The following is an 11,784-nucleotide window of genomic DNA, read 5'->3' as shown; positions in this document are numbered from 1 at the left end:
AATCAGCCGCGCCCATGCGAGGCGCGGGAACGACGGGCCAGCGAGTCGACGATGACGGCAATGGCAAGAACTGCGCCTGTGATCATGTAGCGAAGCGCCGACGACAGATCGAGCATGGTGAGGCCACTGGCGATCGACTGGATGACGATGATGCCGAGCAGTGCCGAATAGGCGCTACCACGACCGCCGAAAAGGCTGGTTCCGCCGATGACGGCCGCCGCGATGGCGTTCAGATTGACGTCGCCGGTGCCTGCCTGCTGGCTGGCCGACGCCAGGCGCGCAGCCGCCAGTACGCCGCCAAGGGCTGCGAACATGGCGCAAAGAACGAAGGCGCTCGTATAGATCCGCCGCACATTGATACCGGCGCGGCGCGCCGCTTCGCGATTCCCGCCGACGGCGGACATCGACCGGCCCCATTGCGTGCGCGTCAGCGCATAATTCATGACGATGGCGAGCACCACGAACAGGGCGAACATCCAGGGAATGCCGCGATCCTGATTAAGATAGAAGGCGACGAACTCCAGCGCCACCGTGATGACGGCCGCCTTCGCCAGCAGGCCCCCCGTAGACGGTGCGGAAAGATTTGCCTGCTTGCGTCGCCGCACAGTGCCTAAGCCGGTAACCAGCAGGACCGCACCCGGAATGAGCGCGAAGACATAGGCAAGCGGATGGGGAATGACCAGGAGCTGGCCGAAATTCACAATGGCCGAGCCATAGGGCAGATTGATCGAGCCCGTCGCGCCGAGCAGATAGAGCTGCATGCCGAGTACGGCCAGTAGCCCCGCCAGTGTGGCGACGAAGCTCGGCATTCCCAGCCGGTTGAACAGCACGGCATAGATGGCGCCGATGATGCCACCGACAATGAGAGCCGCCAGGATCGCCAAGGCGACCGGCCAGCCCTCGTTCACCCAGAGCATACCGACCATGGCCGAAGCGAAGCCACTGATTGAACCCACCGAAAGATCGATCTCGCCGACCATCAGCACGCAGACGATGCCGAGCGAGATGATGCCGACGGTCGAGGCGTCGAACAGCAGGTTGGCAAGGTTATTGCTGGAGAGGAAGGTCGGGTTGAGCGTGCCGAACACCGTCCAGATGATGACGAGCCCGACGACGACGGGCAGCGAACCGAGATCGCCGGAACGCACCTTGTCGATCGACGAGCGGATGGTGGCCGCAAGCCCGGTATCATGGTTGACGCGAACGTCGCTGCGGTCGAGCAGCAGGGTCGATTGCTTGCCGTTCTCGCTCATGGCTGGCCCCCTTCTCTGAGCTCCTGTTGCGCCTGGCGGCGCACGGCACGTCGCGACACGGCGTTTTCCGTGGCCCCAGTGATGGCGCTGACGAGTTCCTGGTTCGAGGCGTCTGGATAGAAGATCCCGTTATTGCGGCCGAGACGCAGGACGACGATGCGGTCGGCAACGGCGCGCACGTCCTCCATATTGTGGCTGATCATGATGACACCGAGCCCCTTGTCGCGAACGCGCTCGATGAGGTTCAGCACCTCGGCGGTCTGTGCCACGCCAAGCGCTGCGGTCGGCTCGTCGAGCATGATGAGCTTCGGCTCGAGCAGCAGCGAGCGGGCGATTGCCACCGTCTGCCGCTGGCCGCCCGAAAGCGATGCGATCGGGATGCGAACGCTCGGGATGCGTGCCGCCAGTTCGTTGAGCAAGGTCCAGGCGCGAACCTCCATCGCGGTTTCGTCGAGCTTCATCGGGCTCAGTTCCCGGCCGAGAAAAATGTTGGCGACGACATCGAGATTTTCGCAAAGTGCCAGGTCCTGGAAGACCGTAGCAATGCCGAGATCGAGCGCGGTTGCAGGATCGCTAAGCGTCACCTGCTTGCCCCCGAACGTGATCGTGCCAGCGCTCGGCTGGTGAACACCGGCCAGAACCTTGACGAGCGTCGATTTGCCGGCGCCATTGTCGCCGACAAGCGCCACGACTTCGCCGGCATGCACATCGAGGTTGATATCCGTCAGTGCCGAGACGGCGCCGAAGTGTTTGGAGATCCCTTTGAGGCTGAGCACAAGCTCGCCCGATGGGGCTCTATGATCGGAAGCGTCACTCATGACTCGCCACCTTCTCGGGTTGAAATGCTATCGGATGCGTTTTGCCTCCGGCCGCCGAAGCGACCGGAGGCTGGGAGGAGCAGCTCTTAGCTGCCGATGCCGAGCTTCTTGCAGCCATCGGCATAGCGGTCGATGCAGAGCTGGTCCGGCGTCTGGATCGGCTTGCCGTTGACGGTCTTGTCGATGATCTCTGCCTTCAGGTTTTCGGACGTGACCAGGGCCGGTGTGAAGAGCTTAGTCGGCGTGTCGAAGAGCTTCGTATCGGCCTTCGGCGCCTGGCCCGACAGCAATTCGATCGCGACATTCGCGGCAGCAGCGGCGACGATCTCGCTCGGCTTGGAGATCGTATTGTACTGGTCGCCGGAAATGATGAGCTGCAGGCCGGCGATGGTCGCGTCGTTGCCCGTCACCGGCGGCACCGGATCGAAGCCGGCAGCCTTGAAGGCGGCGACGGCGGCACCACCCGTGCCATCATTGGCGGCAACGACGCCGTGGATCTTCTTGCCGAAACGCGTGATCTGGCCGCTCGCCCATTGCTGCGCCTTCGGCGGTGCCCATTCCGGCGTATCGAATTCCGCCAGCACCGGATAGCCGCCTTCGGCCAAACCGGCATGGATGCCCTTCTTGATCAGGCCGGCGGCCGCATCGGTGGGCGAACCGTTGATTTCGAGGAGCCCGCCATCCCCTGCCTTCACATTCTTGGCCTTCAGATGATCGACCAGCGACTTGGCGATCATCTTGCCGATCTCTTCATTGTTGAAGGAGACATAGTAATCGGCGGCAGCCGACGGGATAGGACGGTCATAGGCAATGACCTTCACGCCCTGGCTCTGCGCGAGCTTCACCAGCGAAGCGGCGGCTGTGGAGTCCACCGGGTCGAGCACGATGGCCTTCGCACCCTGCGAGATCGCCGAGTTGAACTGCTGCTGCTGGCGCGAGGCGTCGCCATTGGCATTCTGATAGATGACCTTGCAGCCGGCGCAGAGCTTCTTCATCTCCGCCTGGAAGCCAGGGAAATCATGCTCTTCATAGCGTGTGGAGCTCTGATCGGGCATCAGGAAGGCAACGGTCGCGTCCGTCACCTTGGCGGACTGCGCGAAGGCCGACGTACCGGCCAGAAGACCGACCGCGAGCGTGGCTGCGCCGGCGATTTTCAGTGCGAAATGGTTCATTGGAATTTCTCCGTTCCAAATAGTAATGGTTTCCCTCGATCATCACGGCTGTCTGCACGCGATGCTCTTGTTTGGTTGTCCGCCGGCAACGGCCATCCGGCCGGCACGGCGATAAATTTTGGACAAGCCTTCCCCTTCGGTCGGCAAGGATGCCCGCCCGTTCGCTTGTCCGGAATTCTGTCTCTCCTCCCTGCCCTCCCTTTTGTTAGGCGGCCTCCACCGCGCGTGCGTGCTGTGCCAAGAGCGATCGGAACCGGGAGGGCGCCATGCCCTTCTGATCCAGAAAACGCCGATTGAAGTTCGAAATGTTGTTGAAGCCTGCGGCAAAGCAGATGTCGGTGATCGTCATTTCAGCCTTGCTCATCAGCAGATGGCAGGCAAAGTTGATGCGCAGCCGATTGACATATTGCACCAATGCCATGCCGGTATGGCGGCGGAAGCTGCGCGAAAAGGCGCTCGGGCTCTGGCCGGTCAATTCGGCCAGATCGCATTCGCTGAACGGCTCGGTCAGATGCGCGTTGATGAAAGCAAGAGCCTGGTTGACGCCGGCCGACATGAAGCCGGATGGGTCCGGCTGATAGCCGGCGCTGGCGAGCGTGCGCGTGCCTTCAGCCCGGCTCATGGCGTCAAGAATATTCATGAAGAGCTCGATGCGGCGGATGCCTGACGCCTCAACCAGTTCGCCGAGGATCGGGCCGACGATCGCGGCAGTCGCGGGCGTAAAGAGCGCACCACGGCGGCTCGTTTCCAGAATGCCGGCGCAAGCCGACAATTCGGGGAAGACCCTGCTGGCATCGGCGAAGAAGGATTCGGAAAATTGCAGCACGCGGCAGCGCAGAGGCAGGGTGACGCCGGCTGGCACGTCGCTGACCCAATTATGCGGCAGGTTCGGTCCCGTCAGCACCAGATTGCCCGGCTCGAACTCACCGATGAAGTCACCGATGAAATATTGGCCCGTCGTCGCGACGACATGATGGATTTCATATTCGGGATGAAAATGCCAGCGAACCGTGCGGTAGGGATAGCCATGCTCCCAGGCCTTGAAGGATTCTCCGCTGCCGATCGCGACCACTTCCAAATCGGGATTCATCGGCGAGCCTCCTTTCATCCGTCCGCATTCGTTACGGTTACGGGCGCCTCCTCCCAGAGGCCATCGCGTCTTCTATGTGGTAAACCTACCTCTCATAGCCGCCTGCCGCTACTACGCCTTGTACGCTTGACCGATACTTTTTTGACATGAAGGGCAGCATCTTTGGTCAAATGTGCAGTGCGGCATGACAAACCGCATCGCCAGAACGGCTTTATCCGGCCGCAAGCGGGATCAATCGAGATCGTCGCGAATGCAAGCCTTGAACTGTCCGGGTGCGACCTCGCGCAATTGGGGGACAGTCGTCGCGCAGGCGTCCAAAGCGTAAGGACAGCGCGTGCGGAAGACGCAGCCGCTCGGCGGATTTGCCGGGCTTGGAATATCGCCCTTCAGGATTTGCCGGTCGCGCCTGCGATCCGGGTCCGGCGACGGGATGGCTGACAGCAACGCGCGCGTATAGGGGTGCCGTGGTCTAGCGTAGAGGTTAGTGCTCGCGGCAACCTCCATGATCCGGCCGAGATAGAGCACGATGACCCGATCACAGAGATATTCGACCACGGCGAGATCATGCGAGATGAACAGCATGGTGAGCGCGAGGCGCTGCTGAAGGCTGCGCAGCAGATTGATGACCTGCGCCTGAATGGAAACATCCAATGCCGAGACGGGCTCGTCGGCGACCAGAAACTCCGGTCCGAGCGCAAGTGCGCGCGCAATCCCGATCCGCTGGCGCTGGCCGCCGGAAAACTCGTGCGCATAGCGATTGATGGCATCCGCCGGCAGATCCACCTGTTCGAGCGCCGCTCGCGCGCGATCCAGCCGATCGAGGCGGCTGCCCACACGCTGGATCTTCAGGCCCTCCGTCAGGATCTCGCCGATGGTCATGCGCGGCGACAGGCTCGCGAAGGGATCCTGAAAAATATACTGCATGCGCGGCCGCATGCGCCTGAGTTCACCCGTGCCGAGCCTGGTCATTTCCGTGCCGTCGAAGCGCACGCTACCCGCCGATGGCTCGACCAGCCGCAGGATGGACCTGCCGATCGTCGTCTTACCGCTGCCGGACTCTCCCACGAGCCCCACCACTTCGCCTTTTCCGATATCGAAGGAGATGTCGCGAAGTATGGCAAGCTTCGTGCCGCGAGAAACATAGTCCTTGGCAAGATCGCGAATGGAGACGAGCGCTTCGACCATCTAAATCTCCCGCCAGCGGATGCAGCGGCTCGCATGGCTTGCGTCGACGGCATCGAGGGACGGCACCGCTGCGCTGCAAGCCGGGATCGCATGGGCGCAACGTGGTGCGAAAGCGCAGCCTGAAGGCATCCGCGTCAGCCCCGGCACAACCCCGGGAATAGCGTATAGCGGCTCGCCTGCCTGCCGCATCCGCGTTGCCTCGCCGAGGCGCGGCATGGAGGCCAGAAGGCCGCGCGTATAGGGATGCCTCGGATTGCGGAACACAGCTTCCGTCGACCCTTCCTCGACGATCCGGCCGGCATACATGACCGCGACACGATCGGCGATCTCCGCCACCACGCCGAGATTATGCGTGACGAACAGGATCGCCATGCCACGTTCCCGCTGCAGCCGCTGCAGGAGATCGAGGATCTGCGCCTGTATCGTGACGTCGAGCGCCGTGGTCGGCTCGTCGGCGATCAAAAGTACCGGATCGCAGGCAAGCGCCATGGCGATGGTAGCGCGCTGGCGCATGCCGCCGGACAGTTCATGCGGATATTGCCTGACGCGACGTTTGGCATCGGGAATTCCGACGCTCTCCAGCAGCGCGATCGCCCCGCGCATCGCGGTTGCGCGATCAGCCTTGCAGTGGATGCGGATCGGTTCGGCGATCTGATCGCCGATGGTCAGCACCGGATTGAGGCTCGACATCGGTTCCTGAAACACCATGCCGATATCGCCGCCGCGGATCTCGCGCATGTGCGTGTCATCTAGCATAGCAAGATCGCTGACGATGCCCTGCCTGTTCCGCAACCAGATGCTGCCGGCTGCGATCTTCCCGACATTGCGCGTCAGAAGCCGTATCACGGAAAGGCTCGTCACCGACTTGCCCGAACCGGATTCGCCCACCAGCGCCAGCGTCTCGCCGGCGTCGATGGTCAGGTCGATATCGCGAACGGCAGTCAATTCACCGCTGCGGGTGCGAAAGACCGTCCTCAGTCCCTTTATATCGAGAATGTGTTGGGCAGCCGGTGTCAGCATGCTCAGAGCAGCCCGGTGTTCTTCAGGATCGTATCGATCCTGGTCGTTTCCCCCGCATTCAGAGCCGCGCGCGGGCGGGGCATGACAGCGGTATCGATGATGCCGAGGCTTTTCATCGCTGCCTTGAAGGCGCCGATGCCGGCCGCACCGCCGCTGACGCGCCCCTGTGCCACCCAGACGATCTCGAACAGGCGGCAAAGCCTTTCCTGCTCGCGCCGGGCCACCGCCCAGTCGCCGCGCTGTGTTGCATCCCACAGCCGGACATAGCCATGCGGGTCGACATTGGCGATGCCGGGCACCACGCCATGTGCGCCCATCAGAAGCGCATTGTCGACGACGATTTCGGAGCCAGTCATCAAAAAGATATCTTTGTGATCGGCAAGATCGAGCAGCGCATAGCGGAAATTGCCGTCGTCACCGCTGGAATCCTTCAACCCGATGATGGTTCCTTCCTTTGCAAGCGTCACCACGGTCTGGCGCTGCAGCTTCACATGCACGCAGACCGGGATGTCATAGGCGACGAGCGGTACATCGACGGCATCTCTTATATAGCGGAAGTGATCCAATATCTCGGACTGGCTGGTCACCGTGTAGAAGGGAGCGGTGACGACGACGGCATCGGCTCCGGCCGCCTTGGCGATTTTCGAATGCGCGATCACGCGATCGGTCGTAGGGTCGATGACGCCGACCAGCAGCGGCACGCGACCGTTCACGACCTTGGCGGAATGCTCGATGATCTCGCGCCGCGTCTTTTCGTCGTGAAAGACGACTTCGCTGGTGGAGCCCAGCACGAAGACGCCGTGGCACCCGCCATCGATCAGATGCTCCAGCACCCTCGTATAGGATGGGTAATCCACGGTGAAATCGTCGTTCAGCGGCGTTACGACGGGAGGCACCACGCCCTTGAATTTGCTCATTGTCTCTTTCTTTCTTGGGTTCAATGAAGCTCAGCGCGCGGATCGAAGGCATCCCTCAGTCCGTCGCCGATGAAATTGATGGCAAGGACGGCCAGAACCAGTGCTGCGCCGGGAAACAGCCATTGCCAGGGATATTGTTCGAGAACGGCGGCTGAGCGCGCCGCATTCAGCATGTTGCCCCAGCTTGCCGCGGGCGGCGCAATGCCAAGCCCGAGAAAGGAAAGTCCGGCCTCCAAAAGGATCGCGTTCGCTACCTGCGTCGTAGCGTAGACCACCAGAATATCGATGCAGTTCGGCATGCCGTGGCGCAGCAGGAGATGCGGCAGCCCTGCCCCCATGCCGCGCGCGGCGGTGACGAAATCACGCTCGCGCAGTTCCAGCAGCCTTGAGCGCACCATACGGGCAAGCAGTGGCCAGGACAGAAGCGATATAACTGCTATCGTCGGCAGAATGCCGGTACCGGTGATGGAGGCCAGCACCAGCAGGAAGATCACCGGCGGCAAGGTCATGACCAGGTCGACGAAGCGCATGCTGAGCGCATCCGCCCAACTGCCGGCAAAAGCCGAAACGAAGCCGAACAGAAAGCCGATGACGACGGAAATGACAGTGGAACCTGCCGCGACCATCAGCGATATGCGGCCGCCTTCGAGCACTCTGGCAAAGACATCGCGTCCGACGCCATCCGTTCCGAACCAGTGCGTCGCATTGGGCGGCGCGTTCATGGCCAGAAGATCGATATCGTTGGGCTGGAACCACCACCATAGTGGATATGTAACGATCAGCAGCAGCAGCGGCACGGCGATACAGACACCGAAGAGGGCCGCACCATTCAGCCGGAAGCGGTCGAATGCCCGGGCAAGCGGGCCATGGCTTGGTCGTTCGGTTCGCGTCAGCATCGCTCAGCCCACCTTGATGCGCGGATCGATCACCGCATAGGCGAGATCGGTCAGTAGATTGACGAGGATGACGCAGGCGCCGATGACAAGCGTCGCTCCCATGATGACCGGATAGTCGCGCGATGTGACCGCATCGACGAGCAGCAGGCCCATGCCCGGCCAGTTGAAAACGCTTTCGACGAAGATCGCACCGCCGATGGCGAGCCCAATGGTCGAGCCGATGACCGTCACCACAGGCAGGAGCGCATTGCGCAGGGCGTGCTTGACGATCACCCAGAACTCGAACACACCCTTGGCCCGCGCCGTGCGCACATAATCCTGGTTCAGGACTTCCAGCAGCGACGCTCGCATATAGCGCATGATGAGCGCGGCCTGGGCGATCGCCAGAAGCGCAGCCGGCAGAATGAGATGCCAAAGCAGATCGCCGATGGAGAAATCTTCGCCGGGCGTCAGCATACCGCCCGAGGGCAGCCAGCCGAGACGTACGGCGAAGATATAGAGGCCGAGGAGCGCGCTCAGAAAGGCCGGGCTCGATATGCCGGCCAACGCCAGGACGGAGAGCGAGATATCCGTTAGAGAATTGCGCCTGACGGCGCCGATAACACCTGCGGCAATGCCGGCGATGATCGCCATGGTCAGGGCGGTGCCCATCAGCAGCACCGTCGGGCCGATGCGCGACAGCACGAGCGTCAATACCGGCTGATCCAGCCGCTTGACGGAATAGCCGAGATTGCCCTGCAACGCCTGCTGCAGCCAGCCGACATACTGCTGCGGCAGAGGCCGATCCAGCCCGAGCCGCTCACGCAGATCGGCCATGGTGGCTGGAGACAGAGGCGTGCTCGGGTCGATATAGGCATCGATCGGATCGCCCGGCGTCAGCCGCAGCAACACAAAGACCAGCATGCTCAAGGCGACGAGCATGCCGATGCCGATCACGAGACGCCTGAGACCATAGTGAAGCATATCGAACCTACGTTTCGCGGGGATGCGCCGGCCACGGAGCCTGCGGCCGGTTCAAGACCTAGTTTGCGAGCTTCCACGCTTCCGGACGGGCGATGTAAGGGCCGCCGCCGGGTGCCGGCGTCCAGACGAAATCCTTCACCTTGGATGAAACCACGCCATAGCGGTTCGCCACCCACATGGTCGCCCAGGGCAGGTCCTTGTTCATGGCCTTGCAGACATCCTGATAGTGCTGATCGCGCTTGCCGGCATCCGTTTCGGCAATGGCTGCATCGAGCGCCTTGGTCAGATCGGGAATGCGTGCGCGCACCACATTGGCGCCCGCCGGCGGGATCTGCTTTTCGTTGAGCCCGGTATTGATATTGCTCGGATCGGGTCCGTTCTGCAGGCCGGCATAGACGAGCTGGAATTGCGATATATCGGCATTGGGGTTGAGTACGATGCCATTATAGGTCGGTGCATCGACGGCGCGCGGCACGACATTGATGCCGACCTGCGCAAGCATTGCCTGCACCGCCGCCAATACGTTCGTTGCAAGCGGCGTGTTGTAATAGGTCAGCAAGGTGATCGGCTTGTCGCCATTGATCTTGTCCCAGCCGGCCTCTTCAAGCAACTGCTTGGCCTTGGCCGGATCGTAGGGATAGACTTCGATACCATCCGGAACCAGCTGATTGGCGACATAAGCGCAGTTGGCCGGTTTTGCCGCTCCGCCATAGAGACTCTTGATGATCGCATCGCGATTGATGGCATGCATGACGGCCTGCCGGACGCGAAGATCCTTCCAGAGCGGCGAATCCTGGTTGAAACCAAGATAATTGACGACGAAGGAATCGCCCTCGATGACCTGGAAGGACTTGTCGCCCTTGAAGGTCGGCACATCGTTGGAATCGACATAGGTGAACTGGATCTCGCCTGCCCGCAGCGCCGAGATCGCCGCGGCCGGATTGGCGAAATAGCGATTGATCAGCCGATCGAGAACGGGCTTTCCGCCGCGATAGTCGGGATTGGCGGTGAGTTCGACATACTGATCCTGCACATATTTGACGAATTTGAACGGCCCCGTCCCGATCGGCGACGTCGACCACCAGGTGCTCTTCGCGAGCTGATCGGCCGGCACGGCAGCAAGCGCATGCTCGGGTAGCACCATGATCTTGGCCAGGGTATCCAGCAGGCTCGCGGAGGGCGCGGAAAGCTTGACAACGAGGGTATGATCGTCAGGCGTCTCGACGGATGACAGGAGTTTAAATCGGGCGGCAAAGACCGAACCGGTCTTGGAATTTGCCGCAAGATCGATAGTGAACTTGACGTCCCTGGCGGTAAAAGCCTTGCCATCATGCCATTTGGCGTCGGCAAGCTTGAACGTATAGGTCAATTGATCCGGGCTCACCTCATAGGATGAGGCAAGCACGCCGACAATCTTCTGCAGCTTTTCGTCGTAGCTGACCAGCGGTTCGAAATAGATGCCAAGCCAGGTGAGACCGGCGGTTGCCGCCAGCGGATTGAAGTTGCCCTGAAAGCCGCCCGGACCGACATCGAAGCCCCCTGACATGGTTGCGGCGGCGGCCGCGGCCATACCGCTCAAAACCGGCATTGCGGTCGCCGACAACAACGCTCCCAACGCGATCGCCGGCAGATGAAAAGCTTTCCTCATTGCAATTCTCCTCCCTTGTTTGTGGTCGCTATTCTTTCTTGTTGTTAGCGATCACCTGCGAAATTCCCTCGTAGTGACGGTCGAGGCGCATGCGCACCTCCTTGAGGTTTTTGGATTCCAGCGCATCGACGATCGCCTCGTGGTCACGCCAGGTGGCCATGGGATCGACATTCTCCAGATCGAAAAAACGGGAGGCCTTGTAGAAGGCGAGCCAGAACACATCGATCAGGCGAACGAATGTCTCGTTGCCCTGGCAGCGAAACAGCAGCCGGTGAAAAAGCTGGTCGTCCTCGGCGAAGGGCTCGCCACGCTCGGCATGGGCACGCATTCGGTCGGTGGTAGCGCGCAGCTCGGCCAGGTCCTCCGGCCCGATCATCTCGAGGGTCTTGCCGATCAGGCCGACTTCGAGCGTGCGACGGATTTCCAACACCTCCTCCATGTGCCGCAGCGCATCGCCGAGGCCATAGGCGAGATTGTCCAGCAGCGGCCCAAAGGAGAAGGCCTTGACGAAGATGCCGATGCCGCGGCGCGTCTCCAGCACACCGAGCGATTCCAGCGCCTTGATGCCTTCGCGCAGGGAATTGCGGCTGACGCCCAATTGCACCGCAAGCTCACTTTCGGCCGGCAGCATCGTACCGGCCTGAAGACCGTTATCCGCAATGTAACTGCGCAGGCTTTCCTGCACGGAGACATGCAGCAATGGCGCGCGCGTCAAAGGCTGCATCACTTTACCGGCCATAGAACGGGACTCCCATAGAGATCGGCAATGATCCTATGAACTTGTAGGATATCCGTCAAGTGGACAGGTAAATGAACAATATC

General features: G+C 61.5%; 11 protein-coding genes. All 11 read right to left on the bottom strand.

Annotated features, from left to right (window positions below):
- Positions 1–2 precede the first annotated feature (2 nt).
- Entirely contained in the window at positions 3–1,253 is a 1,251-nt protein-coding gene (locus tag FP026_RS16140; RefSeq protein ID WP_149635618.1) for a sugar ABC transporter permease, read from the bottom strand.
- Complete coding sequence (locus FP026_RS16135; RefSeq protein WP_149635617.1) at positions 1,250–2,071, bottom strand: ATP-binding cassette domain-containing protein; 822 nt, start codon at positions 2,069–2,071, stop codon at positions 1,250–1,252. Before FP026_RS16135 ends, FP026_RS16140 begins: the two co-directional genes overlap by 4 nt.
- 86 nt (positions 2,072–2,157) lie before the next feature.
- The gene (locus FP026_RS16130; protein WP_149635616.1) at positions 2,158–3,243 is read right to left on the bottom strand and encodes an ABC transporter substrate-binding protein; all 1,086 of its coding nucleotides are present in this window, start codon (positions 3,241–3,243) and stop codon (positions 2,158–2,160) included.
- Between the two features lie 205 nt (positions 3,244–3,448).
- Positions 3,449–4,333 (bottom strand): AraC family transcriptional regulator, encoded by an 885-nt coding sequence (locus tag FP026_RS16125; RefSeq protein ID WP_149635615.1) that lies wholly within the window; start codon positions 4,331–4,333, stop codon positions 3,449–3,451.
- Positions 4,334–4,564: 231 nt separating this feature from the next.
- On the bottom strand, positions 4,565–5,518 hold the full coding sequence (locus FP026_RS16120; RefSeq protein WP_149635614.1) for an ABC transporter ATP-binding protein: 954 nt from the start codon (positions 5,516–5,518) through the stop codon (positions 4,565–4,567).
- Positions 5,519–6,538 carry an ABC transporter ATP-binding protein gene (locus FP026_RS16115; protein ID WP_432444125.1) on the bottom strand — a complete coding sequence of 340 codons (1,020 nt, stop codon included), beginning with the start codon at positions 6,536–6,538 and terminating at the stop codon, positions 5,519–5,521. It abuts the gene before it with no gap.
- Between the two features lie 2 nt (positions 6,539–6,540).
- Entirely contained in the window at positions 6,541–7,455 is a 915-nt protein-coding gene (locus FP026_RS16110) for a dihydrodipicolinate synthase family protein (protein ID WP_149635613.1), read from the bottom strand.
- 20 nt (positions 7,456–7,475) lie between these two features.
- Positions 7,476–8,351 (bottom strand): ABC transporter permease, encoded by an 876-nt coding sequence (locus FP026_RS16105; protein WP_149635612.1) that lies wholly within the window; start codon positions 8,349–8,351, stop codon positions 7,476–7,478.
- 3 nt (positions 8,352–8,354) lie between these two features.
- Entirely contained in the window at positions 8,355–9,314 is a 960-nt protein-coding gene (locus FP026_RS16100) for an ABC transporter permease (protein WP_149635611.1), read from the bottom strand.
- A 58-nt stretch (positions 9,315–9,372) separates the two neighbouring features.
- Positions 9,373–10,962 carry an ABC transporter substrate-binding protein gene (locus FP026_RS16095; protein ID WP_149635610.1) on the bottom strand — a complete coding sequence of 530 codons (1,590 nt, stop codon included), beginning with the start codon at positions 10,960–10,962 and terminating at the stop codon, positions 9,373–9,375.
- Positions 10,963–10,990: 28 nt separating this feature from the next.
- Positions 10,991–11,701 (bottom strand): FadR/GntR family transcriptional regulator, encoded by a 711-nt coding sequence (locus FP026_RS16090; protein ID WP_149635609.1) that lies wholly within the window; start codon positions 11,699–11,701, stop codon positions 10,991–10,993.
- Between the last annotated feature and the right edge of the window lie 83 nt (positions 11,702–11,784).

The sequence above is a fragment of the Martinezella tropici genome (genome assembly GCF_008370325.1).
In the GTDB taxonomy this organism is placed as follows: domain Bacteria; phylum Pseudomonadota; class Alphaproteobacteria; order Rhizobiales; family Rhizobiaceae; genus Rhizobium; species Rhizobium tropici_B.
The sequence above is the reverse complement of the archived record's forward strand: the minus strand, read 5'-3'. Positions and strand labels throughout refer to the sequence as shown.